The sequence below is a fragment of the Salaquimonas pukyongi genome (assembly GCF_001953055.1).
In the GTDB taxonomy this organism is placed as follows: domain Bacteria; phylum Pseudomonadota; class Alphaproteobacteria; order Rhizobiales; family Rhizobiaceae; genus Salaquimonas; species Salaquimonas pukyongi.
This window is the reverse complement of record NZ_CP019044.1, coordinates 2,544,221-2,570,665: the sequence shown is the minus strand read 5'-3', so window position 1 is coordinate 2,570,665 and position 26,445 is coordinate 2,544,221. Positions and strand designations below refer to the sequence as shown.

General features: G+C 58.8%; 21 protein-coding genes. 13 read left to right on the top strand and 8 right to left on the bottom strand.

Annotation, left to right across the window (positions count from 1 at the left end; translation table 11 throughout):
• Positions 1–32 precede the first annotated feature (32 nt).
• From BVL55_RS12295 to BVL55_RS12285, 3 genes are all read left to right on the top strand, one after another.
• Positions 33–3,707, top strand: coding sequence for a hypothetical protein (locus BVL55_RS12295; RefSeq protein WP_075997143.1), 3,675 nt, complete (start codon positions 33–35; stop codon positions 3,705–3,707).
• A 181-nt stretch (positions 3,708–3,888) separates the two neighbouring features.
• The gene (locus tag BVL55_RS12290; protein WP_075998133.1) at positions 3,889–5,106 is read left to right on the top strand and encodes an MFS transporter; all 1,218 of its coding nucleotides are present in this window, start codon (positions 3,889–3,891) and stop codon (positions 5,104–5,106) included.
• A 103-nt stretch (positions 5,107–5,209) separates the two neighbouring features.
• Complete coding sequence (locus BVL55_RS12285) at positions 5,210–5,803, top strand: alpha/beta hydrolase family protein (protein WP_162841502.1); 594 nt, start codon at positions 5,210–5,212, stop codon at positions 5,801–5,803.
• An 85-nt stretch (positions 5,804–5,888) separates the two neighbouring features.
• On the opposite strand, the gene BVL55_RS12280 is transcribed toward BVL55_RS12285, so the two are convergent.
• The gene (locus BVL55_RS12280) at positions 5,889–6,677 is read right to left on the bottom strand and encodes an SDR family NAD(P)-dependent oxidoreductase (protein WP_075998132.1); all 789 of its coding nucleotides are present in this window, start codon (positions 6,675–6,677) and stop codon (positions 5,889–5,891) included.
• A 65-nt stretch (positions 6,678–6,742) separates the two neighbouring features.
• On the opposite strand from BVL55_RS12280, the gene BVL55_RS12275 reads away from it, so the two are divergent.
• Entirely contained in the window at positions 6,743–8,080 is a 1,338-nt protein-coding gene (locus BVL55_RS12275; protein WP_075997141.1) for an amidase, read from the top strand.
• On the opposite strand, the gene guaD is transcribed toward BVL55_RS12275, so the two are convergent.
• Positions 8,064–9,362, bottom strand: coding sequence for a guanine deaminase (gene guaD / locus BVL55_RS12270; RefSeq protein WP_075997140.1), 1,299 nt, complete (start codon positions 9,360–9,362; stop codon positions 8,064–8,066). The genes BVL55_RS12275 and guaD overlap by 17 nt on opposite strands.
• A gap of 146 nt (positions 9,363–9,508) precedes the next feature.
• On the opposite strand from guaD, the gene xdhA reads away from it, so the two are divergent.
• The 3 genes from xdhA to BVL55_RS12255 all read left to right on the top strand — a co-directional run bounded on the left by xdhA (position 9,509) and on the right by BVL55_RS12255 (position 14,513).
• Positions 9,509–10,984, top strand: a complete 1,476-nt coding sequence (gene xdhA, locus BVL55_RS12265) for a xanthine dehydrogenase small subunit (protein ID WP_075997139.1) — start codon at positions 9,509–9,511, stop codon at positions 10,982–10,984.
• Positions 10,984–13,302 (top strand): xanthine dehydrogenase molybdopterin binding subunit, encoded by a 2,319-nt coding sequence (gene xdhB, locus BVL55_RS12260; RefSeq protein ID WP_075997138.1) that lies wholly within the window; start codon positions 10,984–10,986, stop codon positions 13,300–13,302. The genes xdhA and xdhB overlap by 1 nt, the downstream gene beginning before the upstream one ends.
• Positions 13,303–13,400: 98 nt before the next feature.
• Positions 13,401–14,513, top strand: a complete 1,113-nt coding sequence (locus BVL55_RS12255; RefSeq protein WP_075997137.1) for an S-(hydroxymethyl)glutathione dehydrogenase/class III alcohol dehydrogenase — start codon at positions 13,401–13,403, stop codon at positions 14,511–14,513.
• Between the two features lie 106 nt (positions 14,514–14,619).
• Here BVL55_RS12255 and BVL55_RS12250 read toward each other — a convergent pair whose 3' ends face one another.
• Positions 14,620–14,805: a hypothetical protein gene (locus BVL55_RS12250; protein WP_075997136.1), complete on the bottom strand. Its 186-nt coding sequence runs from the start codon at positions 14,803–14,805 to the stop codon at positions 14,620–14,622.
• A 289-nt stretch (positions 14,806–15,094) separates the two neighbouring features.
• Here BVL55_RS12250 and BVL55_RS12245 point away from each other — a divergent pair, with 289 nt between their 5' ends.
• From BVL55_RS12245 to BVL55_RS12225, 5 genes are all read left to right on the top strand, one after another.
• Positions 15,095–15,622: a hypothetical protein gene (locus BVL55_RS12245; RefSeq protein ID WP_075997135.1), complete on the top strand. Its 528-nt coding sequence runs from the start codon at positions 15,095–15,097 to the stop codon at positions 15,620–15,622.
• 180 nt (positions 15,623–15,802) lie between these two features.
• Complete coding sequence (locus BVL55_RS12240; RefSeq protein WP_075997134.1) at positions 15,803–16,198, top strand: helix-turn-helix domain-containing protein; 396 nt, start codon at positions 15,803–15,805, stop codon at positions 16,196–16,198.
• On the top strand, positions 16,182–16,661 hold the full coding sequence (locus BVL55_RS12235; RefSeq protein ID WP_075997133.1) for a YaiI/YqxD family protein: 480 nt from the start codon (positions 16,182–16,184) through the stop codon (positions 16,659–16,661). The genes BVL55_RS12240 and BVL55_RS12235 overlap by 17 nt, the downstream gene beginning before the upstream one ends.
• A 250-nt stretch (positions 16,662–16,911) precedes the next feature.
• A complete protein-coding gene (locus tag BVL55_RS12230) occupies positions 16,912–18,696 on the top strand; it encodes a long-chain-fatty-acid--CoA ligase (protein ID WP_083649517.1) in 1,785 nt (594 codons plus the stop codon).
• A gap of 11 nt (positions 18,697–18,707) precedes the next feature.
• Entirely contained in the window at positions 18,708–18,992 is a 285-nt protein-coding gene (locus BVL55_RS12225) for a DUF4031 domain-containing protein (protein ID WP_075997132.1), read from the top strand.
• Between the two features lie 361 nt (positions 18,993–19,353).
• Here BVL55_RS12225 and BVL55_RS12220 read toward each other — a convergent pair whose 3' ends face one another.
• From BVL55_RS12220 to BVL55_RS12200, 5 genes are all read right to left on the bottom strand, one after another.
• Positions 19,354–19,563, bottom strand: a complete 210-nt coding sequence (locus tag BVL55_RS12220) for a hypothetical protein (protein WP_075997131.1) — start codon at positions 19,561–19,563, stop codon at positions 19,354–19,356.
• Positions 19,564–19,886: 323 nt separating this feature from the next.
• On the bottom strand, positions 19,887–23,390 hold the full coding sequence (locus BVL55_RS12215; protein WP_244530504.1) for an indolepyruvate ferredoxin oxidoreductase family protein: 3,504 nt from the start codon (positions 23,388–23,390) through the stop codon (positions 19,887–19,889).
• Between the two features lie 342 nt (positions 23,391–23,732).
• On the bottom strand, positions 23,733–24,200 hold the full coding sequence (locus BVL55_RS12210) for an Lrp/AsnC family transcriptional regulator (RefSeq protein WP_075998129.1): 468 nt from the start codon (positions 24,198–24,200) through the stop codon (positions 23,733–23,735).
• A 74-nt stretch (positions 24,201–24,274) separates the two neighbouring features.
• The gene (locus tag BVL55_RS12205) at positions 24,275–25,018 is read right to left on the bottom strand and encodes an SDR family oxidoreductase (RefSeq protein WP_244530503.1); all 744 of its coding nucleotides are present in this window, start codon (positions 25,016–25,018) and stop codon (positions 24,275–24,277) included.
• A 99-nt stretch (positions 25,019–25,117) separates the two neighbouring features.
• Positions 25,118–25,309: a DUF3008 family protein gene (locus BVL55_RS12200; RefSeq protein WP_075997130.1), complete on the bottom strand. Its 192-nt coding sequence runs from the start codon at positions 25,307–25,309 to the stop codon at positions 25,118–25,120.
• Positions 25,310–25,406: 97 nt separating this feature from the next.
• Between BVL55_RS12200 and trhO the strand changes: the two genes are divergently transcribed.
• Positions 25,407–26,432, top strand: a complete 1,026-nt coding sequence (gene trhO, locus BVL55_RS12195; RefSeq protein ID WP_487391206.1) for an oxygen-dependent tRNA uridine(34) hydroxylase TrhO — start codon at positions 25,407–25,409, stop codon at positions 26,430–26,432.
• The last annotated feature ends 13 nt before the right edge of the window (positions 26,433–26,445 follow it).

Genomic DNA, 26,445 nt, shown 5'->3' with positions numbered 1-26,445 from the left:
TTCTTTACCCTTGGTTAAGGATGCGGCGAATCATGTCGAGATTAAAAGCATCGCAAACGGTTCAGTGGCCGAAAACCGCCCTGAAAAGGGTGGCTGCCGGCCTGTTCTCATATTGTCTTCTGACAAGTACCGCCTACGCTGCCTGCACTCCGGACAATTTGTGCGATGACGATCTCTCGGCGGTCCTCGCCGCGGAAGAAGCTGTTTTACAACACAAGGAAACCGCAAGTCAGGGCGCCGGGCTGGGAGCTGGGATTTCAATCAGCATCGATGGTGAAACGGTCGTCGGTACTCCCGGCCGTGATGACGCAAACCGGCAGGCGGACATCGATCTTGAGGCTGTCGACATCCAGGTGAAATTCGACGGTCTTGGGGTTGAACGCAGCCTCTCGGTCTCAACAGCAGAGGATGCGCGTATCCATACACCTGATGCGCTGGTGGAATTCACCGGCCACTGGAACTACCCCGACTGGATCGAGCGCGCGGAAGTGCGCATTCATCCCGCGCCAGGGTTGCGGCGTACCAGCGGAAACGCGCAACCGGTGGCGGTTGTCCCGATGGATCGCGAGGGTAACGCCTCCTGGCTTCCCGGGCCTGGTTCCAAGGGCGATCATTTCTACGTATTGCGAGTCTATGACGCTCAGGGCCGGTTCGATGAAACCGAGCCCCTGCCGCTTGTTGTCAGCGATGATCCGCTACGCCTGCCCGGAATGATGCTGCGTGGCGAGCAGACCGGTCGTGGCATGATCCCGGAGCGGCCCGCTTCGCCCTTGCCGGCACACGGCACCAATCAGCTGGCCCGGGCCGGAATTCCGGTGCATGGCGGCATGGTGACCGTTTACGGAAAACAGGTCCAACAAGGACTGGCTGTACGGGTCATGGAGCGCGAAGTGCCGGTTACCGGTGACGGGGATTTCGTGGTTCAGCGCATTCTGCCTGCCGGGGAACACGTGGTGGGTGTTTCGGTATATGAAGAAAAGGGCGAACGCAGTATTGAGTTTGAGCGCGGCATCAACATTCCCGACAGCGAGTGGTTTTATGTGGGGCTTGCTGATCTGACGGTCGGCCGCCGAACCGGCGATGACAGCGCATTGCTGGCGCCGGCAAAGCCGGGCGAATACGATCCGGTCTATCGCAAGGGGCGGCTCGCCTTCTATCTGAAGGGCAAGGTTCGGGGCCGCTACATCATCACGGCAGCGCTGGATACCAACGAGGAAGACCTCGATACGCTGTTTTCCAACATGGACCGGAAGGATCCGCGCCAGCTTTTGCGGCGGCTCGATCCAGATGACTATTATCCGGTTTATGGGGATGATTCGCTCATCAAGGAAGATGCACCCACCTCAGGCAAATTCTACGCCCGGGTGGACCGTGGCCGCAGCCATGTCATGTGGGGAAATTTCAAGACCCGCATTGAGGGCGTCGAGCTGGCCCGCTACGAGCGCGGCCTTTATGGGGCAAAAGCCAATCTGGAAACGGAAGCTGCCACCGTTTACGGCGATCCGGTTGCCCGCCTTCAGGGTTTTGCCGCTCAGCCGGGCACGCTGCCCCAGCGCGACCAGTTCAAGGGAACAGGCGGTTCTGTCTATTTCCTGAAGCGTTCCGACATCAACCAGGGTTCGGAGCAGATCACCATCGAGATTCGCGATGCGAGCAGCGGGCTGGTGGTGGACCGCAAGCTGCTGCGGGAGGGGGAAGGCTACACCATCGACTATGTTCAGGGTGTTCTGATCCTGGCTGAGCCCTTGTCGTCGACAACCATCGGTGCGTCTTCAGTTCTGCCCTCCAGCCTGGCGTCCTATGAGCAGTTTGTCGTTGCCACTTATGAGTACACACCGACTTTCGATGAGGTGGATGGTTACAGCTATGGCGGGCGGGCGGAAGCCTGGCTGATGGACAGCTGGCGTTTCGGGGTGACCGGCTATCAGGAAAACACCGGCCCAGCCGACCAGACGCTGGTTGCGGCCGATGCCACATGGCGGCTCAGCGAAAAGAGTTATTTCCAGCTTGAATGGGCGCAGTCGCAAGGCGACACATTTGCCGAGGTCAGTTCCACCGATGGCGGCTTCATCTTCAATCCTGTTACGGGTACTGGTGCGGGTGGCACGGCAGAAGCCTGGCGTGCCGGTGTACATCTCGATCTTGGGGAACTGACGCTGGGCGGTATGGAAGGCAGTATCGGGGCTGTCTATGAACAGCGCGACAAGGGCTTTAATGCGCCGGGCCGCTATACCGTTACCGACGAGCGTATTCTTGATGCCCATCTTGAACTGCGTCCCAGCGAGGCATTGACCCTGACCGGGCGGTTCGATCAGGTTGAGCGTTCCGATGGGGTGATGCGCCGCGATGCCAGCGCCGAGGCCAAGGTGCGGCTGAACGAACAGGTCAGCGTTCAGGGCGGTATCCTGCATTCCGACAGCGAAAGCGGTGCCGAACTTCATGACGGCGTGGGCGAACGCACCGATGCCGGTGGCCGCATTACATGGCATGGTAGCGGGGAAGACGAGATTTATGTCTTCGGCCAGGGGACGGTGGCCCGAGATTCAACGCGTGAGCGCAATGATCGTATTGGCGCCGGCTTCAAGGCTGACATTGCCGAAAACCTTCGCGCCGAGGCACAGCTATCCTACGGCACCAGCGGTATTGGGCTGCTTGGCGCGCTGACCTGGGAACCCACCTCAGGGGACAAATATTATGTTGGCTATCGGCTGGTGCCTGATTCCATCGGCGGTAATCTTGTAAGCTACGATCCTTTCGGCCGCGACAATGGTACGCTGATAACCGGCATTCGGCGCCAGGTTTCCGATTCCATGACGGCCTGGACCGAGCACAACTTCGACATGATGGGAACAAGCCAGGGACTGGTTCAGGCCTATGGCGTGGAGTTTCGGCCGGACAGTTTCTGGACGGTGAGCAGTGGGGTGGAAATCGGAACGGTAGAGGATGAAGCCAGCGGCAGTTTTGAACGTATTGCTCCCTCGATTGCTGCAACCTTCAAGGACCAGGGCAAGAATTTCGGCGCCCGGCTTGAAGCGCGGTTCGAGGATTCCAACGGGGAGGTTCGCGACCGGGTTACCTGGCTCGGGCAAGCCAATATGGGCCTGCAGTATGATGATGATTGGCGGTTTCTTGCCAAGATCGATGCGGTTATCTCGCAATCCGACCAGTCGGCGACGCTGGATGGCGACTACATCGAGGCGAGCGTCGGCTGGGCTTACAGGCCTGTCGCCAGTGACCGGTTCAATGCCCTTTTCAAATATACTTACCTGCACGACCTGCCGGGCGCCCAGCAAGTTAACTCCGATGATGTGATTGCAGGTCCCAAACAACGCAGCCATGTGCTTTCGGCCGATTTCATCTACGACCTCACCGAGCGGCTTTCCGTTGGCGCCAAATACGGTCTGCGTATGGGCGAAATCTCCACCAGCAGGGATGACGATGATTTCGTGCCCAGTACTGCGCATCTGGGTATCGTGCGGGCCGACTATCACGTGGTGAAGAACTGGGACATTCTGCTGGAGGCCAGGGCCTTGTGGCTGGAAGAACTGGAGCAGGTCCATTACGGCGTTCTTGCCGGGATATACCGTCACATCGGGAACAATCTGAAAGTCGGCGTCGGCTACAATTTCGGACGCTTCTCCGACGATCTTACCGATCTGACACTTGACGATGAGGGAATCTTCGTCAACGTGGTTGGAAAGTTCTAGACACCAACCCTTGTAGTTCCTGCCCCGTCCGGTGTCTCATCGCACCTGTGATTGTATCTTGATCCAAACTGCCGGAAGGGGTGTTTCCCCGGACCGGTTCTTTCCCGCCCAATGGTAGCAGCCCGTGACCGACAATTCCGATCCAGCCAATAAAAGTGCCGCTGGCGCGGAACCGGTTTCGATGGGCGACCGCTATCTCGCTTTCCGTCATCAAGGCTACCGGCGTTACTGGTCTTCCCGTTTTGCAAACACCTTCGCAGCGCAGATCGTCTCGGTAGCGGTCGGCTGGCAGATTTACGATATCAGCCGTGATCCGTTTCACCTTGGGCTTGTTGGATTAACCCAGTTTCTTCCCTCGCTCGTTCTCGTGCTGGTTACCGGTGCGGTGGCCGACCGGTTCGGGCGTCGTTTGATCATGGCGCTTGCCGATGTGCTGGAGGCGGTATGCGCGCTGATCCTGCTGTGGCTGACGATCACCGGCACGGACAGTGTCTGGCCGTTCTTTCCCGTTCTTGCGGTATTTGGCGTTGCCAGGGCATTTCACGGTCCGGCCTCCTCGGCACTGGTCACCAATGTCGTGCCGCGTGAAGCGGTGGCCAATGCAATTGCGTGGAACTCTTCTGCCTGGCAGACCGCCACCATCATGGGGCCGGTTGCCGGCGGGCTGCTCTACGGTGTTTCACCGGAAATTGCCTATTCGATTGCTGCTGCGATGCTGCTTATCGGCGCCGTGCTGGCGGGGCTCATTCCCAAGCCGGTACGCAGCCAGACGCGGCAGAAAGTAAACCTCGAGACCCTGCTTGCCGGATTTCGCTATATCTGGCGCGAAAAGGTGGTGCTGGGTGCCATCTCGCTTGACCTGTTCGCTGTTCTGCTCGGCGGTGCGGTGGCGCTGCTGCCGGTCTATGCGCGCGACATTCTGGAACTCGGCCCGTGGGGCCTCGGCCTGTTGCGCGCAGGCCCCGGAATCGGCGCGGTGGTGATGGCCTTGTGGCTGACCGGAAAATCGATCGACAATCACGCCGGCTATATCATGCTGGCCTGTGTTGCTGCGTTCGGTGTTATGACCATCGTCTTCGGTGTTTCGACCATTGTGTGGCTCTCCATCCTGGCGCTGGCTCTGCTTGGGGCTGCAGACATGGTCAGCGTCTATATCCGTGAAACGCTGATCCAGCTTTGGACGCCAGATGAACTGCGAGGGCGGGTCAACGCCGTCAACATGGTGTTCATCGGCGCCTCCAATGAATTGGGCGAATTTCGTGCCGGAACCATGGCAGCGCTGATCGGTGTGGTCCCTGCCGTGGTGTTTGGCGGGGTGGGCGCCATCGGGGTTGCGGCAATCTGGGTGGTGCTGTTTCCCGAACTTGCCCGGGCAAGGCATTTGCGTGGCCGCGACTGAACCGCCTGCCGATAACCAAACCGCTTTAACAGGGTTGAATGCCATTGCGCTTTGACTATTATCCGCGCCATCGGGGCGAAGCGAATCCAATTGTGAGGTGATGATGGCGAAGTTGAAATCCATCCGGGCAGGAGTTTTTGGTCTGCTGGCCATGGGCGCCACCCTTGGTGCTGCAACACAGGCAGCCGCCGAAGAAGTATATGTCCTGCGCGGTGCGTTTGACGTATTCTCCGCCGGCATGAACCAGATGACGAAACGGATGCAGGCACGGGGCATCAATGCCCGGGCCTATTCCAATGGCGCCTGGCGCGGTCTTGCCGACAACATCATCAAACGGGACAGACAGGGCGGGGTTTCCTATCCGATTGTCATCATGGGCCATTCGGTGGGCGGTCAGGAAGCTGCGGCCATGTCGAACTATCTGGGTCAGAACGGCATTCGCGTTTCGCTCGTGGTCGGTTTCGATCCGGGCTTTGCCCAGCCGCAACCGTTTCGCTATGGTTCGCCGCGTGTGGTCAACTTCTATATTGCTGGCCAGCCGCGCGGCCATCCCTACCGTTCGGCTGCCGGGTTTGGCGGCAGCATCAACAACATCAACATCAAGTCGTTCACCAATGCAGACCATGTGGCGATCGACAAGGATCCGAAAGTTCAGTCGCGGGCGCTTTCCGTGGTGTATGCCGCTGTCGGGAAATAACCTTGGCCATTCACGTTTCATCGGAAACGGGTCAAGATGATTTAGGAAGGGGCCGTATCGGTGGATGCGGCCTTTTTTCGTGTCATCAACCGGCGCTCAAGCCGCCATCCAGGGCTAGCGCCTGACCGGTATAGAAGCTGTTTTCGGGGGAACATACCCACAGCATGGCCTGGACGATTTCATCCACTTCGCCGACTCGGGCCATGGGAATGTTGGAGATCAGCTTTTTCTTGGCAGTTTCGCGGCCATGGGGTGATTCCGACAATGGTATTTCCAGCATGGCGGTGCGGGTAAAGGCCGGGCAGATTGCGTTGATGCGGATACCCTTGCGGGCATATTCGATGGCAGCTGCCCGCGTTAAGCCGATGACCGCATGTTTAGCCGCGCCGTAAACCGACAATGTCGGTGCGCCGACGAGGCCGGCAACGGAAGCGGTATTGAGGATCACCCCGCCATCTCCCGTTTTTTCGAACTGTTCGCGCATTATCGGCAGCTGCGCTTTCATGGCATGCAGGACCGCCATGACGTCTACCTCCAGTACCTTACGGGCATCATCGGCGGAAATGTCTTCCAGGCGCTGTTGGGACTGGACGATGCCGGCATTGTTGAGTGCAATGTCGAGCCGGCCGAAAGTTTCGATTGCTGCTGCGGCCAGTTCTAAATGCAGCGTCTCCCGGGTCACGTCGCCGGAAAGGAAAATGCAGGGATATTTCTGCTGCAAAGCTGTTTTGGCAGGGTGCAGCGTTTCATCGGTCCGGTCTGTCAACACCAGATTGGCGCCGGCGTCTGCAAAGCGCTTTGCCGCAGCAAGGCCAATGCCGCCGCCCGCGCCGCTGACAAGGACGGTTTTGCTGGTAAAGTCGTATTGTGTCATGGCTTTTTCCTTGCCCAATCTTTTATGGTTGCCGATAAGCGCTGTCAGCAAAAAAGGGACTTCCCATGGATTATTCCAAGATGACCGCTGCTGCGCTGGGTCGCGCCATTGCGGACGGAAAAGCCGATCCGATGGAGATCACAGGGCATTTTCTCGATCGCATCAACACTCATTCCAGGGCAGATGAAATCTATGCCCGGCTGACGGCGGAGCGGGCAATTGCGGAGGCAAAGGCAGCTTCGGTCCGGGCAAGGGAGGGCAGGCTATCGGGCCCGCTTGACGGGGTGCCGGTTTCCTGGAAGGACCTCTTCGATACCAAGGGCGTTGCAACCGAAAGCGGGACACCATTGCTGAAAGGGCGGGTGCCCGACAGGGATGCGGGCGTGCTGGCCGCTGCAGGGGCGGCGGGCACGGTGTGCCTCGGCAAGACCCATCAGACCGAGTTTGCTTTTTCGGGCCTTGGCATCAATCCGAATACGGCCACCCCGCCCAACCGCTTGATGCCGGGCCACGCGCCCGGCGGCTCTTCCTCGGGAGCTGCGGCGGCGATAACCCACGGGCTGGCACCGGTTGCCATCGGGTCCGATACCGGTGGCTCGGTGCGCATTCCGGCATGCTGGAATTCGCTTGTGGGCATGAAGACCACCCATGGGCTGCTGCCGCTTGAAGGTGCGGTGCCGCTGTGTGCCGGGTTTGATACCGCGGGTCCGATTGCCAGGACGGTCGAGGATGCGGCTCTGATGACCGCGGCGCTCGGCGGGCCTGAAACGCCGGATAATGGCCTGCCTGCAGCAAGCGATCTGCGGTTTGCGGTAGTGGACGGACCGCCGATGGAAGAGTGCGACGACCAGGTCTTGCAAGCCTTCGGTTCGGCGGTTCAACGGCTTGAAAGCGCCGGCGCTGTCATTAACCGGATCGAACCATCGGCGGCGCTTCAAAAAGCCCTGTCGCTCGGTGCCATATTGTTTCCATTCGAGGCCTGGCAGCAATGGGGTGATCTGATCGAAGCCAATCCCGGCGTGATGTACCCGCCGGTGGAATCCCGCTTCAGGCAGGGAGCATCGGTTAGCCGTGAACACTATGATGCAGCCTGGCTATCGCTGGGCGAAATTCGCAGTGCATTCTTTACCGAACATGCCGGATATGACGGTTTCCTGCTTCCAACCATTCCCATTCTTCCCCCGCGCGTCGATGAATTGCTTGGCAATGACGAGCGCTTTACCAGCGTTAACCTGCTGGCGCTGCGCAACACGCGCTTCGTCAACCTTCTGGGAAGCTGTGCGTTGAACCTGCCGGTACCCGAACCCTGCATCGGGCTGCAAATCATGGGGCATCCGATGGGAGACGCGCGCCTTCTGCAGATCGGGTTTGCGGTGGAACAAGCCGTCAAAGACGGGGCTTGACCGGCTTGCCTGCGACCCAGGTTTCGGTGACCGCCCGGTCATCCCCCAGGATCATCAGGGCAAACAGGACGTCGTGCAGGTCGCCGGAAAGGGCATGACGTTCTGCCATCAGCGGGGTTGCGGCCGGGTCGAGCACCACAAGGTCGGCATATTTTCCGGTTTCAAGCGTTCCGGTCTCTCCATCCGTGCCGAGCAGACGGGCATTGCCAAGCGTTGCCCTGTAGAATGCTTCATGGGCGGAAATGCGCGAGCCAACCAACTGGGATACCGTATAGGCATCACGCAGTGTGTCGAACATTGAATAGCTCATGCCGCCGCCGATATCGCACCCAACGCCTACCCCGACCGGATGATCGCCTTCTGCTGTGGAATGCAGGTGGAAAAGACCGGAACCGAGAAAATTGTTTGAGGTCGGGCAGTGGATGACAGCGGAGCCGGCTTCACTCAAACGGGCTTGCTCGCGCTCCGACAGGTGGATGCCATGGGCGAACAGGCTTGTGGAGGTCAGTAGGCCGTAACGATCATAGACGTCGGTGTAATCCTTGGACCAGGAAAACTGGCCGGCGACGAACTCGATTTCGGCGTGGTTCTCGGAAAGATGGCTCTGAACCAGAAGGCCGGGATTTTCCTTTACCAGCGCTCCGGCTGCTTCCAGTTGCGCCTCAGAGGACGTGACGGCAAAGCGTGGACTGATGGCATATTTCAGCCGTCCCTTGCCGTGCCATCTGGCGATCAGCGCTTTCGAATCATCATAGGCGGATTGCGGTGTGTCGAGCAGGCCCTGCGGTGCGTTGCAGTCCATAAGGGTCTTGCCGGAGGCGACGCACATGTTGCGGCGAGAGGCTTCCTTGAACAGGCAATCGAGCGCCACCGGGTGAATGGTCGAGAAGGCAAGGCATGAGGTGATGCCGTTGCGCAGCAATTCATCGAGAAAGACGTTCGCTGCGGCCGCGGCCACCGCCGGGTCGCCGTAACGCTGTTCTTCAATAAAGGTATAGCGGTTGAGCCAGTCGAGGAGGTCTTTGCCAAAGGCGGCCAGCATGCGGTACTGGGGAAAATGCAGGTGGGCATCGATGAAGCCGGGCAGGATCAGCTTGCTGCCATAGTCGGTTCGTTCCAGACCTGCATGGGCATCCGGCAGTTCGCTGTGTCCGCCGCACCAGGCAATTTTCCCGTCCTTGCCAACAACGAGTGCACCATCCTCGATATGACGGACGGCACCGTCCCCTGCTTTTCGGGGATTGGCGGTGTAATGGAGAATCTGGCCGGTCAGTAGTCTCATGCGGCAATCATATATACCAGGAACGGGAGAACATTATACGGAATTCGGAGAAAGTGTATCTGGCGGGAGGCCGGAGCAGTACCCTTCACAATGGTCGAAATGATGCTACCGTCAAAACGCAAGCTGGTGGAGTTGAGGGAGAGAGCATGCGTGGTGCGTTGCGGTTTCTGCGAAACGGGAAAGAGGTGGAAATCGGGGATTTCGACCCGGCGACGACGCTGCTTGATTATCTGCGGCTGACAGAGCGCAAGACGGGCACCAAGGAAGGCTGCAATGAAGGCGATTGCGGTGCCTGTACCGTGGCGCTTGGAAAACTCCGCGACGGTGATCTGAAATACGAACCGGTCAATGCCTGTATTCTGCTGCTGGGTCAGGCCGATGGCTGCGATGTCATCACCGCCGATGATCTGGCGCAAAACGGCAAGCTGCATGCCGTCCAGCAGGCGATGGTTGATCTGCACGGGTCCCAATGCGGTTTTTGTACCCCGGGTTTTGTGATGAGCCTGTTCACTTTGCAGCACAGTGGCACCAAGGCCGACCGGCAGGGCGTGAACGATTGGCTGGCGGGTAATCTTTGCCGCTGTACCGGCTATCGCCCCATTGCAGATGCCGCGGTGAAGACCGCGGGGAAAAAGCCGAAAGACGCGCTGGCAGCCCGATGGGGCAAGACGGAAAAAGCGCTTCAAAAATTTGCTGATGGAAAAGACCTGTTTGCCGGCGATGAGGCTTCGTTTTTTGCCGCGCCCGGATCGGTGAAATCACTGGCAGCGCTGTGTGCTGAACACCCCGACGCCACGATCCTTTCGGGGGCAACCGATGTGGGCTTGTGGGTTACCAAGCAGATGCGGCATCTGCCGAAGATTATTTATACTGGCCGGGCTGAAGGATTCGATGCCATTACGGAAAGCAGCCGGCAGATCGTCGTGGGCGCCGGTGCGACCTACACCCAGGCATTCGACAAGCTGGCTTCTCTCAGCCCCGATATTGGCGAAGTATTGCGCCGGCTCGGGTCGCGCCATGTTCGGGCGAGCGGCACGGTTGGCGGCAACATCGCCAATGGTTCGCCGATTGGCGATACGCCGCCCATGCTGATCGCACTTGGTGCCTCGCTCGAATTGCGGCATGGCACGAGCAAGCGCACGCTGCCGCTCGAAGCGTTTTTTGTCGACTACGGCAAGCAGGACAGAAGGCCGGGCGAGTTGATAACCAAAATCGTCGTTCCGAAGCCCGGAAAAAAGCAGCATTTCCGCGCCTGGAAAATCTCCAAGCGGTTCGATCAGGATATTTCCGCCGTGCTGTTTGCGGCTCTTTTCAGCATTGAAAACGGACGCGTTGCAAAAGCCCGCATTGCCTGTGGCGGCATGGCTGGAACGCCAAAGCGTGCAAAACATGCGGAGGCGGCGATTGCCGGTGCGCGGCTGGATGACCCCGCCACCTGGGAGCGGGCACGGGCAGAATTGGAGCGCGACTACACGCCGATGACCGACATGCGGGCTTCAAGCAGCTACCGGATGGAGATTGTCAAAAACCTGATGATCAAGGCACTGACCGAGATTGCCGGGGAAACCGGTGCGGGAAAAATTGCCGCAACACGGGTGCTTGAAGCAGGGGAGGTGGTGTGATGGGAAAACGCATCCAGCCCAATTCCCTGCGCGAGGATGTTGTCACCGTCGGCAAGGCGCTTGCCCATGACAGCGCGGCAAAGCACGTTGCCGGAACAGCGGCCTATGTGGACGATATTCTGGAACCGGAAGGCTGCCTGCATCTTGCGCCGGGACTTTCTGCGATTGCAGCGGGAAAGCTGAAAAAGCTGGATCTGAGCGCCGTGCGGGCAGCGCCGGGTGTGGTTGCAGTGCTGACGGCAAAGGATGTTCCCGGCGTCAACGATTGCAGCCCTTCCATTGGCGGCGACCCGATCCTGGCGGAAAAGGAAATCCTGTTTTGCGGCCAGGTGCTGTTTGCCGTGGCCGCGGAAACCCGCCAGCAGGCGCGGCAGGCGGCGCGGCTTGCCAAAGTGGATTATGCCAAGGCAAAGCCGCTGGTCACGGTGCAGCAGGGGCTGGCTGCCAGGAAAACCGTGCTTGATCCCTATACGTTCAGGCGCGGTGATGTGAAATCGGCGCTGAAACAGTCGGCGAAACGCCTGAAGGGCGAGATCTCCATTGGCGGCCAGGAGCACTTTTATCTGGAAGGCCAGGTATCGATGGCGGTGCCCGGTGAAGCAGGCGACATGCGGGTTCACTGTTCCACCCAGCATCCCACAGAAGTGCAGCATCTGGTGGCGCGCATGCTGGGCCTTCCCGATGCGGCCATCGTTTGCGAGTGCCGGCGCATGGGGGGCGGCTTTGGCGGCAAGGAAAGCCAGGCCGGACAATGGGCCTGTCTTGCCGCGCTTGCCTCCAGCATTACCGGACGGCCCTGCAAGATGCGGCTCGACCGTGACGACGATATGGTGGCAACCGGCAAGCGGCATGATTTTCACGTGCGCTATGAGGCCGGTTTTGACCGGCGCGGCGTGCTCGACGCGGTTGATGTGGACTTTGCCGGGCGCTGCGGCTGCTCGGCCGATCTGTCGCTCGGCGTCAACGACCGCACGATGTTTCACGCAGACAATGCCTATTACTATCCCGATTGCCGGATTCATTCGCAGCGGATTTTTACCAATACGGTTTCCAATACTGCCTTTCGCGGCTTTGGCGGGCCGCAGGGCATGGTCTTTTCCGAGCGGATGATGGATGCCATCGCCATTGAGATGGATGAGGACCCGCTTGAAATCCGCCGCCGCAACTTTTACCGGCGCGGTCGCTCCGTCACGCCCTACGGCATGGCGGTAAAGGACAATATCCTCAATGAAGTTGTCGATGAGCTGGAACGAAGCAGCGCTTATCAGCGCCGCCGCAAGGCGATTGCGCGGTTCAACGAACAAAACAATTTCCTAAAGAAAGGAATTGCGCTCACTCCGGTGAAATTTGGCATTGCCTTCACCTTGAAGCATCTCAATCAGGCCGGTGCGCTGGTGCATGTCTATACCGATGGTTCCATCCAGGTGAACCATGGGGGCACGGAAATGGGACAGGGGCTTTATCTGAAGGTTGCCCAGGTAGTGGCTGAGATATTCGGCGTCGACATCGCCAGGGTGAGAATTACCGCCACCACCACAGACAAGGTGCCGAATACGACGCCGACGGCGGCTTCCTCCGGGTCCGATCTTAACGGTATGGCAGCACGGCGGGCTGCCGAAACCATTCGCGAGCGCATGGTGAAAGTCGCCTGCCGGCTTTACCAGGCAAAACCCTCACAGGTAAAGTTTTCTGGAGGATATGTTTTTATCGGCGGGCGCGAAATACCCTTTGGCGAGCTTGCCAAGACGTGTTTTCTGGAGCGGGTGCAATTGTCGGCAACCGGCTATTTTTCGACCCCGAACATCACCTGGGACCGGGAGGCGATATCCGGCAATCCGTTTCTCTACTTTGCCTATGGTGCATCGTGTTCGGAAGTCACCATCGACACGCTTACAGGCGAAATGAAGGTCGACCGGGTCGATATCCTTCACGATGTGGGTGCCTCGATCAATCCGGCGATCGACATCGGCCAGATCGAAGGCGGTTTCGTTCAGGGCATGGGCTGGCTGACCACCGAAGAGTTGGTCTTCGATGAGGAAGGCAGGCTGCGCACCCATGCGCCGTCGACCTATAAAATCCCGACTGCGTCGGACGTACCGGAGGCCTTCAATGTGGCGCTGTACAAATCGGCGGGCAATCCGGCGAAAACCATCTACCGTTCCAAGGCGGTGGGTGAACCGCCCTTGATGCTGGCAACCAGCGTGTTTTCGGCCATTACCATGGCCATTGCCTCGCTCAATCCGGGCAAAGTGCCTGCCCTTGACGCGCCGGCAACACCGGAAGCGATCCTGCAAGCATGCCAGGGGATGAAGTCATAGGTTTTTTGGCACGCGAGGCAGCCTGCCCTGCTTCCATCCGGGCGTGAAAGGCACTAGTCTTTGTTCCAATATGTGACAAACCGGAGGAGTGCTGCCCCATGAAAACCCGTGCCGCCGTGGCTTTTGAAGCCGGCAAACCGCTGGAAATCGTCGAAGTGGATCTGGACGGCCCGAAAGAAGGCGAAGTGCTGGTGGAGGTCAAGGCGACCGGCATCTGCCATACCGATGAGTTCACCCTCTCGGGCGCCGATCCCGAAGGCATTTTCCCGGCGATTTTGGGTCATGAGGGTGCCGGTGTCGTGGTCGATGTGGGTCCCGGTGTGAAGTCACTGAAAAAGGGGGACCATGTTATTCCGCTTTACACGCCGGAATGCCGTGAGTGCGAATACTGCCTCAATCCGAAGACTAATCTGTGCCAGGCGATCCGCTCGACCCAGGGACAGGGCTTGATGCCGGACGGCACGTCGCGCTTTTCCTATAAAGGCGAGAAGATTTTCCACTATATGGGCTGTTCGACCTTCGCCAATCATACCGTTTTGCCGGAAATCGCGCTGGCGAAGGTCAACGAGAAGGCACCGTTCGACAAGATCTGTTACATCGGCTGCGGCGTGACCACCGGTATTGGTGCGGTTATCAACACGGCGAAGGTGGAGCCCGGCTCGAACGTCGTCGTGTTCGGCCTTGGCGGCATCGGGCTTAATGTCATTCAGGGGGCTGCCCTGGTGGGCGCCAACATGGTCGTCGGTGTTGACATGAACCCGTCCAAGGAGGAATGGGGCCGCAAGTTCGGCTTGACCCATTTCGTCAATCCCAGGGATGTTGGCGAGGACAAGCTGGTCGAGCACCTTGTGGAACTCACCGGTGGCGGGGCCGACTATTCCTTCGAATGCATCGGCAATGTGAAGGTAATGCGGGCCGCGCTCGAATGTGCCCACAAGGGCTGGGGCGAATCGATCATTATCGGCGTGGCCGGTGCTGGCCAGGAGATTTCAACGCGGCCGTTCCAGTTGGTCACCGGGCGTTCATGGCGGGGTACGGCATTTGGCGGGGCGAGGGGCCGCACCGACGTGCCGAAGATCGTCGACTGGTATATGGACGGGAAAATCCAGATCGATCCCATGATCACCCACACCCTGCCGCTGGAAGACATCAACAAGGGGTTCGATTTGATGCATGAAGGCAAGTCGATCCGGTCGGTCGTTGTATTCTGAAGCAGCTCTTCTTGACGTTCAGCTTGTGCCAGCAGACCCGCATTCCGGACGGAATGCGGGTCCTTGAATTCTCAAGCGATGCCGGTTGGCTGTCAGTCTCAAGCGGTTAACCGGAGTTTCCGCTCGGGTCCGGCACCTTCAACTCGATGTTCACCGATTTCTGGCCGGTGAAGCCGTTGTTGGCGACGTAATATACACCGGCAGCGATCAGCAGCAGCAAAAGCACTGCCACGAACCAGCCCGCGCCACCTGCGTGGGAGGTATGGACGATGGTTTTTTCATTCTCGGGCATGTTCTGATCCTTTCAAACAACGCAGCTACAAGGTCGAAAAGCTGCAGGCCGGGAAAGACGCCGTCACTAGCGTTCCGGTGGCTCTCCAAACCAGCCTGTTTCCCGTTCAAGACGGGATACTGCCATCCAATGCCGGCAGCCTGCAGCTTTCCTGGTGACGTAACGCGTCAGCGCGCCATTGGTTCCCTATGGGAACCAGGTGCAGATCCATGGTGCGCCGATTTGTTTGCCGAACGGCCCCCGCTGTGGTTCACTGTTCCGGGAAATTGAGGGACTGGGAGGAAAAAACATGAACATCAACAGGCGTGGCCTTCCGGCTGCGGTCACGGTAATTGCATTGTCCGGGCTTGTTTTGCCAGCTTGCACCGAGACAACGACGGATCCGTTGCAGTCGGCAGCCGGCGGTTCAACACGGGTGACGGCAGAAAACCCCGACGCGGTGCTGCAGCCTGCGGCGAAACTGGCAAAGGATACGCAGGAAGCCGCCACCCATGACCGGCGCCAGAGCAAACTGCCCTATATAGGTGCGTGGGCTGCTTCGGCGCAGGGTTGTGCCCAGATCGACCAGTCTGTCTATGATTCCTTTGCGGTGATCACCCCGACTTCGATTCGCCAGTTCGAGGAATTCTGCACCTATTCGCCTCCACCCACCACGTCGAACGTGCACCGGCTCAATGTGACCTGTACTGCGGAAGGCGAAACCTCCAAACGGGTGATCACCATCGAGATGGTGAACGGACAAACGATGCGGTTCCAGAACTCCACACCGGACGGCAGAACCTGGGAAATGTACCGGTGTCACCTGCCTTACAGCTGATTTGTGCCGATTATTGGCGTTAGCGCCAACTGCGCCGGCTTCCAAACCAAATCGTATGGAACGCCCATGAGGCGGCGAATGGCTACAATTCGTCGCGAATTCGCCGGGTGCGGTTCAAGTCGTTGCGCCAAGCTGTTAGGCAATGTGGGAAATGTCCGGATAATGACGAGGACTTGAAACATGCCCGACAAGAACACCATCTTCGATCAGCCGGTGGATTCCGATACGCTCGGCAGCCGAATATCCCGCGCCCGCGATGCCGCCGGCATGGAGCGTGCAACGGTTGCCCAGAATCTCGGCATCAAGCCATCGACCCTTGATAGCTGGGAAAAAGACCGCTCGGAGCCCAAGGCACATCACCTTGTGCGTCTTTCCGGCATGCTTGGCGTCTCGCCGAGCTGGATGCTTGGAGGCATCGGCAAGGCGCCCCTTTCCGATACGCTGACTGACGAGGTGCGGATGATCCGCCGCCAGCTGGAAGAGATCAAGGCGTTTCGCGACCAGACCTCGGCGGCGATCGAAAACATCGAGAGAACGCTCGACCGGATTCTGGCCATCGATGGCGAACAACAGTGAAAATGGTGATGCCCATTCGCCGACGGTTTTCGTGGATGGGGATGCATGTCCGGTCAAACCGGAAATTCTGAAAGTTGCGGGGCGGCACTGCCTGCCGGTTGTTATCGTCTCCAACACGGGCATGCGGCCTTCGCGCGACCCGCTGGTGCGTCATGTGGTGGTTTCGGCGTCTTTTGACGCTGCCGACGACTGGATCGCAGAGAACGCGGCTTGCGGGGATGTTGCCGTGACCGCAGATGTGCCGCTTGCCAAGCGGCTGGTCGAAAAAGGCGTCCACGTTACAAGCCATTCCGGCCGGCTGTTCACCCCTGAAACGATCGGGATGCAATCTGCCATGCGGAACCTGGGTCAGGAACTGCGGGAAGCCGGCACGGTTTCAACCTTTCACGCGCCGTTCAGCCAGAAGGACCGGTCAGCGTTTTTGCAGGCTTTGGAACAACTGATCCGCCGGGCCAAGTCATGAACTCATGAACAGAAGCCGCAAGGTGTCGCTGCCAACGCCGCCCGCGCCCGTTACATTGACGTAAAGGGAAGTTCTTGATAGGCGGAATGAGGACCGGAGGACATGTCTTTCAGGCACACGGTCACCGGTGCGCATGCTGCAGGCTTCGGGAGGGGCATTGAATTGGCGAATGGCTCTTTTATGCGCCGTTATCCATGATACATTCGATAATGGTGCCGGATAGAGGGTTCGTCCGGCAGGGAGGAAAACCATGGCAAAATCCACGACCGCAGGAAAAACCGCAAAAAAGACGACGGCACGCAAGACGGCTTCCAGGAAGCCGGCGGCCAGCAAGCGAAAACCGGCTGCATCAACAAAATCACCCTATGCGGCGAAACCCTGGCTGAAGTCCTACCCGCCGGACGTTCCAAGCGAGATCGGACCGCTGCCCCATAACTCGGTTGCCGAGCTGCTGGAGGATTCCTGCCGCAAGTTTTCAAGCCGGCCGGTCTTTTCCTGCATGGGCAAGACCATCACCTATAGCGAACTTTTGGAGCAGTCATCGGTGGTCGGTGCATGGCTTCAGGCCCACGGCCTGAAAAAGGGCGACCGGGTCGCCATCATGATGCCCAATATTCTGCAATACCCGGCGGTGATGATGGGCATTCTGCGTGCCGGTTGCACGGTTGTGAACGTCAATCCGCTCTATACCCCGCGGGAACTTGAGCACCAGCTCAATGACAGTGGCGCCAAGGCCATCTTCATTCTGGAAAATTTTGCCAACACACTGCAACAGGTGATGGGCAAGACGCCGGTCGAGCACGTGGTGGTAACTGCCATGGGTGATCAGATGGGTGGGCTGAAGGGCACGATCGTCAATTTTGTCGTGCGCAAGGTCAAGAAGATGGTTCCTGCATGGGATCTGCCCGGCCACACTGCCTATGGCAGCGTGATGGCGGGCAATGGGGCCGGCTTTGCGACGGTTCCCACCAGCCATGACGATGTTGCCTTCCTGCAATATACCGGCGGGACGACGGGCGTTTCCAAGGGTGCGGCGCTGTCCAACTCGAACGTCTTGTCGAACGCAGCCCAGAACGCGCTTTGGGTCGAGGTGGCCTATCGCAAGGGAGGGCGCCCGGCCAGCCTGACCTATGTTTGTGCCCTGCCGCTCTATCACATCTTCGCACTGACGGTGAATGCCATCATGGGCATGGAGCAGGGTGCGCACAACGTGCTGATCCCCAATCCGCGCGACATACCCGCCTTCATCAAGGAGCTGGGCAAATGGGATTTCAATGTATTGCCGGGCCTCAACACGCTGTTTAATGCCATGATGAACAATGAGGACTTTGCCAAGCTCGACTTCAGCGGCCTGCGGTTGACGCTTGGCGGCGGCATGGCGGTGCAGCGGCCGGTTGCCGAACGCTGGCAGCAGATGACCGGTTGCACGATTTCGGAAGGCTACGGCCTGTCGGAGACCTCGCCGGTTGCCACGGCAAACCGGTTCGATGCGGAAGAGTTTTCCGGCACGATCGGCCTGCCGCTTCCCAGCACGGACATTGCCATTCGCGACGAGAAAGGCAAGGATCTGCCGCTCGGCGAGGTGGGTGAAATCTGCATTCGCGGGCCGCAGGTGATGAAGGGATACTGGAATCGCTCCGACGAAACCGCCAAGGTGATGACCAAGGACGGCTTCTTCCGCTCCGGCGACATGGGGTTCATGGACAAGGAGGGGTACACCAAGATCGTCGACCGCAAGAAGGACATGATCCTTGTGTCGGGCTTCAATGTTTATCCCAATGAGGTCGAGGAAGTGGCTGCCTCCCATGAAGGGATTGTCGAGGCAGCGGCGATCGGCGTACCGGATGAGCGTTCCGGTGAAGTGGTGAAATTGTTCGTGGTGCGCAAGGATGCCGGTGTTTCCGAGGATGATGTGAAAGCCTGGTGCGCCAAGAACCTGACAAACTACAAGCGGCCAAAATATATCGAGTTCCGGGAGGAACTGCCCAAGACCAATGTCGGGAAAATCCTGCGCCGCAAATTGCGGGACGAATAGGCGGCGGCGCATTGGCCGTCTATGTGGATGATGCGATCTGGCGGTGGAAGGGCAGAAAGTGGTGCCACCTGATGGCCGACGGCGAGGCGGAACTGCACCGTTTTGCCCACCGGTTGGGAATTCACCGCCTGTCATATCAGGGGCCGCCGAAGACGGCTGCGCCACACTATGACATTACCGGCCTGGAGCGGGACCGTGCACTTCGGATGGGAGCGCTCTCCATCAGCCGGCGCGAGGTTGTAGCCCTTTACCGGAAGGTTCGGGTGCGCAAGGGCGCCCTACAGGCAGCTGAATAAAAAAGGGCCCGGAGATTTCCGGACCCTTTTTTGGTCTGTGTGTCTGATTTCCTTAGAGCGTGTCTTGGTTAGATGGAATCGTTTGAACGCCGGGAGTTTGGTCTTCGGCAAGGAGGAAAATGCGGCGCAGTGCAGGCACTGTCAGTATTTTCCGGCGCTGCCCGAAGGGCAAGGAACCAGGTTCAAACGATTGCAGAAAACCCGATACATTCATGATGTTAAGTGCCCGGCTGTGGTGTCTTTTGCGTTCTGGCTTCGTCGAAATCCTCGCGAGGTGGCAAGGCACCGCGCTGCGGTGTTCTGCTTGCCGGAAACGAAAAATCCATCCATGCAAACTGCTTCCATTTAAACCGGACACGCTCTAGCGCAGGGAAGCGGGGATACCACCCTGATTGGTGTCGGCACGGTAATCGTTGCCGCCGGAAACACCGGTGAAGCCGGAAACCATGGCGCTGGAGTGGGCTGCCTTGTTCATCAGGCTGGCGGGTACGCCCTGCTGATTGGCATCGGTGGCGAAAGCTGCGCCCGCGGTTGCTACGGTCAGGGCAAATGCTGCGATCAGGGTTTTCATGATTTGGTTCCTTTCGGTTAACGGTTGATTTGGTTCTGCCGAAAGGAAGCAGAGACAGGGTCCGTTTTGGTTTCGGCAGCACCTGTTGCTACCTCTCTTCGACACGACGAAAGTTAGGGAGTTCGCCTTTCAACTGGAAATGAAAGAAACAGGAATTTTTCCCATACGCTGCTCGCAAAAACGGGAGCAGCCTTCACATCCCCGTCAGCTGGATGTGGGGCCTTATGCGGAAGTTTATCCGCCGGCCATCACTACGAAGCAGGCCGGGCAAGTCACCTGCCACGCTGGCGCGAACCTGTTGCGCCCTTTGACTTGTGCAGTTCCTACTCTGCTGCTTCCAGCCGGGTTTTGCTCTTCTCGGCGGGCGGGTTGGCAAACTGCGCAAGAAGGGTTGCCGTGTTCTTTTCCGCCTTTACTACCGATTTTTCCTTGACCGGGCCGTAACCGCGAATTTCGTCGGGTATGCGGGCAAGTGCGACGGCGAAGCGATGATTGCGCTTTGTCAGTTTCGGCAGAAGGTCCCCGATCATGGCTTCATAGTCGTCGATGAGGCGGCGCTCGGTGCGGCGTTCTTGCGACCGGCCGAATGGATCGAACGCAGTACCGCGCAGGCGCTTCATTTTCGCCAGCCATTTCATGGCGGCAAACATCCAGGGGCCAAACTCGCGTTTTGCGGGGCGGCCGTTCGGCAGGGTTTTGCCCTTGAAGATCGGCGGAGCGAGATGGAAGGTGAGCTTCAGGTCACCGTCGAAGGTTTCGCCAAGTTGCTTCTTGAAATTGCCATCGGTGAAGAGGCGGGCGACCTCGTATTCGTCCTTGTAGGCCATCAGCTTGAAGAAATAGCGCGCGACAGCGTTGGTCAGGTCGCGTTTTGAGCCCAGTTTTGCCTCGGCGGTTTCCACGCGGGCGACCAGATCGCGATAGCGCTGTGCATAAGCGGTGTTCTGGTAGCCGGTGAGGAACTGTGCACGGCGGTCGATGATCTGTTCCAGGGTTTCCGGCTCTTGCGGTCCGCCATGTGCCTGGGCAAGAATTTTCAGCGCCTCGTCCGGTTTTTCGGCGATGCGGCGGCCCCAGTTGAAGGCAAGCTTGTTCGCCTTGACAGCGACGCCGTTGAGCTCAATCGCCTTTTCCAGCGCTTCAATGCCAATCGGCAGCGTGCCTTTCTGGCAGGCATAGCCGAGCATCATGACATTGGTGGCGATCGAATCGCCGCAGACCAGTTCGGCAAGCCGGGTAAAATCCACCTTGTCGGCATTGTCCTTGATGCCCTTGGAGATGGCATCGATGACAGCGGTTTCTCGGAAGTCGAAATCCCGGTCGAAGACGAAAGAGGAAACGGGCGTCAGGTGGGTGTTGAGGATGCCGCGGGTACGGTTGGTGGCATAGAGCGCAATCGGCCCCTTGTCGGCAGCGACCACCGTGTCGGCGGCCATCAGCAGATCAGCTTCGCCTGGCGGAATTTGCGCAGCTGCTACCAGATCGGTGGATTTTGAAAGCCGGATATGGGACAGCACCGCGCCGCCCTTCTGCGCCAGGCCGGAAAAGTCCTGGATCATCGCTGCCTTGCCTTCGATATGGGCCGCCATTCCGATGATTGCACCGATGGTCAGAACGCCTGTGCCACCGACGCCGGTAATGGCGACGTTGTAGACTTCATCCTCCAGGGGAACGATCTGCGGGTCCGGCAGGGCTTCATCGGCAAGGGCCGGCAGCTGGCGTTTCTTCAGGCTTGCGCCCTGGACAGTAACAAAGGAGGGGCAGAAGCCCTTAACGCAGGAAAAATCCTTGTTGCAGGAGGACTGGTTGATCTGACGCTTGCGGCCGAACTCGGTTTCCAGCGGTTCGATGGAAATGCAGTTCGATTGCACGGAACAGTCACCGCACCCTTCGCAGACCAAGGGGTTGATGAAGACGCGCTTGTCCGGATCTTCCATCTGGCCGCGCTTGCGGCGGCGGCGCTTCTCGGTCGCGCAGGTCTGATCGTAGATGATCGCCGTGCAGCCCTTGGTGTTGCGAGCCTCTTCCTGAATGTCATCCAGCCAGTCGCGATGCTTGATTTCGATGTCCTGCGGCAAGGAAACGCCAGCGTATTTTTCCGGTTCGTCCGATACCAGCCAGAGCTTCCTGACGCCTTCGGCCTGCAGCTGGGCGGCGAGTTCGGGTACCGTCAGCGAGCCGTCGATCTTCTGGCCACCGGTCATTGCCACCGCGTCATTGTAGAGCAGTTTGTAGGTAATGTTGGCGCCAGAGGCAACGGACTGGCGTATCGCCATGATTCCGGAATGAAAATAGGTCCCGTCGCCGAGATTGGCAAAGACGTGCTTTTCTTCCGTAAAGGGGGCCATGCCGGACCAGGTGACGCCTTCGCCGCCCATATGGGTATAGGTTTCGGTATTGCGGTCCATCCACAGCGCCATGAAATGGCAGCCAATGCCGGCAAAGGCTCTGGAACCGTCCGGTACCTTGGTGGAGGTGTTGTGGGGGCAGCCGGCACAGAAATGGGCAACCCGGTTGACCGGCGTCTTGTGGCCGACCTTCAACTGATGGCGCTCATTGTAATAGGCAAGTTTCTTCTTCAGCTTGCCGCGCAGGCTTTCCGGCAGGTCGAAATCGAGCAGCCGGGTGGCGATGATGCGGGTGGCAACGCCGGCGGTGATTTCCTCATGCAGGGACAGGACGTGACGGTCCTTGTGGTCGAACTTGCCGACAATGCGCGGGCGTACATCGGCGCGCCAGTTGAACAGCTGCTGCTTGATCTGATGCTCGATCACCTCGCGCCGCTCTTCGACAATGAGGACCTCCTCCAGCCCTTCGGAAAACTGGCGGATGCCTTCTGGTTCCAGCGGCCAGGGCATGCGCACCTTGTAAAGGCGCAGGCCGATCTTGTCGGCGGTTTTTTCATCGATATCCAGATGGCGCAGCGCTTCGCGGACGTTCTCGTAAGCCTTGCCGGAGGCGACGATGCCAAGGCGCGGCTTTTTGGAATCGATGACCAGCTGATCGATCTTGTTGGCGCGGGCAAAGGCAATTGCCGCATACCCCTTGTATTCCTGCAGGCGCTCGTCCTGGGCAAACCGGTCATCGGGCCAGCGGATGTTGAGCCCGCCCTGGGGCATTTCAAAATCGTTGGGGGTGACGAAGGCACGCCGCTCGCCGGCAAGGTCTACGACGCCGGTCGTCTCGATGGTGTCGGCGATTACCTTGTACCCGACCCACAGGCCGGAATAGCGGCTCATGGCGATGCCGAGCAAACCCAGCTCCGTGAATTCCTGAACGGAGGAGGGAAACAGCACCGGCATGATGGCTGCCATAAAGGCGTGGTCGGACTGGTGGGCAACGGTGGAGGACTTTGCCAGGTGGTCGTCCCCTGCGATGGCCAGCACGCCGCCATGGGGGGAAGTGCCGAAGGAGTTTGCATGTTTGAAGACATCGCCGCAGCGGTCAACACCCGGTCCCTTGCCGTACCACATGCCGAGAACGCCGTCCTTCTTCGCGCCGGGTGAGGTGGAAAGCTGCTGCGAGCCCCACACTGCGGTTGCGGCGAGGTCCTCGTTGACGCCCGGCAGAAAATGGATGTCGTGCTTTTTCTGATGTTCGCGGGCCTGGTTGAGAGTGAGGTCGAAGCCGCCCACCGGTGAGCCGCGATAGCCGGAAATGAAGGTGCCGGTGTTAAGGCCGGCAGCACGGTCGCGGCGCATCTGTACCATCGGCAGGCGAACCAGCGCCTGTGTGCCGTTGATGAAGATCTTGCCGTCCTCGGCAGTATATTTGTCGTCCAGCGTAATTGCGGAATCAGGGTCGAAGGTTTGTTTTTCGATGCCCACAATGCTTCTCCTCAATAGCGGTTGACGGCGGCGGTTGGCGGCAGTTCTCATCAGCCGGCAAAAGCCTGCAAGGCCTGGTGCGTACGATGGCTGATCCTGGCCGCGCAAACAACAGGCTCTCCGGTTGCGTGCCGGTCACAACTGTGACCATCCGGACATGCCGGTGCAACCTGGGTCCCCGACCCGACTCCCTCAACCGACAGTATGACGCGAATTTGCTGAAACCAAAGTCCAATTTTGGCAGTGTTTGCGGCGTTTCTTGGGATGAAGGCCTAAGAAACTTCGAAATCGTAGGATGGGAATGTCAAAAGATATCGCCGCGCTGCGGCACGGCGTTACGGTTCAAATGGGATAGGCCGTGGTGTTTTTTACTTCGTTGAGGGCAAAATGGGAATTCATGATGCCCACATGGGGCAGTTTCAGCAGCTTGCCCTTCACGGTGCGTTCGTAGTCGCGTACAGAGCCGACGACCACGCGCAGCATGTAGTCGAATTCCCCTGACACCGTGTAACACTGCATGATTTCGGGGATGGTGAGCGTTGCCGCCTCAAAGGTATCCATCACCTCGGCCGAATGGGTGTCGAGGCGTACAAAGACGAAGATCGACACATCGAGTCCGGCTTTTTCGCCGTCGACCAGCCAGACCCGTCCCTTGAGCAGGCCCGAATCCTGCATTTTGCGAATGCGGCGCCAACAGGGGGTATGGGACAGGCCGACGCGCGCGCCGATCTCTTGAATGGCGATTTCAGGTTCTGCTTGCAGAATGCGCAGTATTTTTAGGTCAATTTCATCAAGATCATCGCTTGCCATGGGATGAGCATAGCGCGGCGCGCCGGTTGCCTGCAACGTTCGACGGCAAGGTACGCTTCAACCATGTTGCCCGTTCAGCTCGATATCGGATCGCCGCCATTGGGATGCAGCACCTGGCCCGTCATGTAACTTGCGTCCTCGCAGGCCAGAAACAGGAAGGATGGCGCCACTTCGTTGGGTTGGCCGGGGCGTTCCAGCGGGGAGTCCTTACCGAATTCCTTGACAACTTCCGGCGGGAATGATGCAGGGATCAACGGTGTCCATATGGGGCCCGGTGCAACGCCGTTAACGCGGATTCCCTTGTGGGCAAATTTGGAGGCAAGTGCCCTTACCAGTGCAAGGATGGCACCTTTTGTTGTCGTATAGTCGATCAGTAAATCCTGTCCGCGATAGGCAGTCACCGACGTGGTGCAGATGATGGAAGCACCGCGCTTGAGGTGAGGCATTGCGGCCTGAAGAATGTAAAAATAGCCGAAAATGTTTGTTCGGTAGGTTCGTTCGATCTGCTCGGCAGGAATGTCCTCAAAGGATTCAACTGCGTGCTGTTCGGCGGCATTGGCCACAACGACATCAAGGCCGCCGAACGACTCCACGGTCCGGTTGACGGCCTCTTCGCAAAACGACTTGTCACCCACATCGCCCCGAATTGCCAAGCCCGTACCGCCCTCTTCCTCGATCAGGCGGATGGTTTCCTGCGCATCCTGCTCCTCATCAAGATAGACGATGGCGACATTTGCGCCTTCGCGGGCAAACAGCACCGCCGCTGCGCGGCCAATCCCTGAATCGCCGCCAGTGATGAGGGTGGATTTTCCCTTCAACCGGCCCGATCCGGGATAACGTGGCATACATTCGGGGAAGGCGACATCGCATGTTCGTCGCCGGGCTGATCCTGCTCGGATTTGAGAACGGGACTTGCATCAGTCATCGCCATCCACCTTTTCCGGCAAGCCCTTGCGGTCGGTTGAGGCAAAATCCTCCAACTGGTCCTCAGTCATCGAATCATGCATTTCCCTGGCGCTGCCCTGCAGGTCGGAGACCTTTGTTTCTCCACGTTTGGCCGACAAGGCGGCCCCAGCGGCTTTCTGTTGTGCTTTGGACTTTGCCGGCATGGTTTACTCCAATCCGATGTTTGTCTGATCCTGAAAAAACGATCAGAAGCGGCCAAGGTTCCATGTTTGTCTTGAAGCCTGGCGTTATGGGGCGTATCTGACGGGCGAAAGGAAGGTCATGTCCCGCTTTCTCGTTGCAGCCCTTTACCAGTTCGTCCGCCTCGAAGACTACGAAGCGCGGCGTGAGCCGCTGCTGGAAATCTGCCGCAGGAATGATGTGATGGGCACGCTGTTGCTGGCGCGCGAGGGCATCAACGGCACGATTGCGGGACCGGAAGCCGGCATTCGGGCCGTGCTCTGCTGGCTGCGCAGCGATCCGAAATTTGCCGGTCTCGAACACAAGGAAAGCTGGGCGGAAGGGGAAAACCCGTTCTACCGCATGAAGGTGCGGCTGAAAAAAGAGATCGTCACCATGGGCGTTGAGGGGATCGACCCCAATGAGGTGGTCGGCACCTATGTTGAGCCGGAAAACTGGAACGATCTCATCAGCGATCCGCAGGTGGTTTTGATCGACACCCGCAACGACTATGAGGTCGATATCGGAACCTTCAAGGGGGCGGTGAACCCGAATACCGTCACTTTCCGGGAGTTTCCGCAATGGGTACGCGAGCAGGAAGGACTGCACAACAAGCCGAAGATTGCCATGTTCTGCACGGGCGGTATCCGCTGTGAAAAAGCTTCGAGCTTCATGAGGCAGGAGGGCTTTGACGAGGTCTTCCACCTGAAAGGCGGTATCCTGAAATATCTTGAAACCGTTCGGGAGGAAGAAAGCCTCTGGGAAGGGGAGTGTTTCGTCTTCGATAACCGGGTCTCGGTCGGTCACGGCTTAAAACCCGGCCCGTACGATTTGTGCCATGCCTGCCGTCATCCGGTGAGCAAGGAAGACAAGCGGTCGCCAGCCTATGTCCATGGTGTTTCCTGTCCCCACTGCCATGACAAGATGACGGCGGAACAAAAGCGGCGTTTTGCCGAGCGCCAGCGTCAGGTGGAACTGGCGAAAAAGCGCGGCGAGCAGCATATTGCTGCCGATCAGGAAGCACAGCGCGAAGCCAAGCGGCAATTTAAACAGAAGACGCGCGGAGAACAGCTTGCCGGGCCGGTGAAAAAAGATGAGCCGGCCTGACGGGCGGGGAAGG

Coding starts and splice junctions, on each gene's coding strand:
- guaD (WP_075997140.1), bottom strand. CDS start 9,362: ATGAGACTACTGACCGGCCAGATTCTCCATTACACCGCCAATCCCCGA.
- BVL55_RS12210 (WP_075998129.1), bottom strand. CDS start 24,200: ATGGCAAGCGATGATCTTGATGAAATTGACCTAAAAATACTGCGCATT.
- BVL55_RS12280 (WP_075998132.1), bottom strand. CDS start 6,677: ATGACACAATACGACTTTACCAGCAAAACCGTCCTTGTCAGCGGCGCG.
- BVL55_RS12250 (WP_075997136.1), bottom strand. CDS start 14,805: ATGCCCGAGAATGAAAAAACCATCGTCCATACCTCCCACGCAGGTGGC.
- BVL55_RS12275 (WP_075997141.1), top strand. CDS start 6,743: ATGGATTATTCCAAGATGACCGCTGCTGCGCTGGGTCGCGCCATTGCG.
- BVL55_RS12220 (WP_075997131.1), bottom strand. CDS start 19,563: ATGAAAACCCTGATCGCAGCATTTGCCCTGACCGTAGCAACCGCGGGC.
- BVL55_RS12200 (WP_075997130.1), bottom strand. CDS start 25,309: ATGCCGGCAAAGTCCAAAGCACAACAGAAAGCCGCTGGGGCCGCCTTG.
- xdhB (WP_075997138.1), top strand. CDS start 10,984: ATGGGAAAACGCATCCAGCCCAATTCCCTGCGCGAGGATGTTGTCACC.
- BVL55_RS12230 (WP_083649517.1), top strand. CDS start 16,912: ATGGCAAAATCCACGACCGCAGGAAAAACCGCAAAAAAGACGACGGCA.
- BVL55_RS12290 (WP_075998133.1), top strand. CDS start 3,889: ATGGGCGACCGCTATCTCGCTTTCCGTCATCAAGGCTACCGGCGTTAC.
- BVL55_RS12245 (WP_075997135.1), top strand. CDS start 15,095: ATGAACATCAACAGGCGTGGCCTTCCGGCTGCGGTCACGGTAATTGCA.
- BVL55_RS12285 (WP_162841502.1), top strand. CDS start 5,210: ATGGCGAAGTTGAAATCCATCCGGGCAGGAGTTTTTGGTCTGCTGGCC.
- BVL55_RS12295 (WP_075997143.1), top strand. CDS start 33: ATGTCGAGATTAAAAGCATCGCAAACGGTTCAGTGGCCGAAAACCGCC.
- xdhA (WP_075997139.1), top strand. CDS start 9,509: ATGCGTGGTGCGTTGCGGTTTCTGCGAAACGGGAAAGAGGTGGAAATC.
- BVL55_RS12255 (WP_075997137.1), top strand. CDS start 13,401: ATGAAAACCCGTGCCGCCGTGGCTTTTGAAGCCGGCAAACCGCTGGAA.
- BVL55_RS12240 (WP_075997134.1), top strand. CDS start 15,803: ATGCCCGACAAGAACACCATCTTCGATCAGCCGGTGGATTCCGATACG.
- BVL55_RS12235 (WP_075997133.1), top strand. CDS start 16,182: ATGGCGAACAACAGTGAAAATGGTGATGCCCATTCGCCGACGGTTTTC.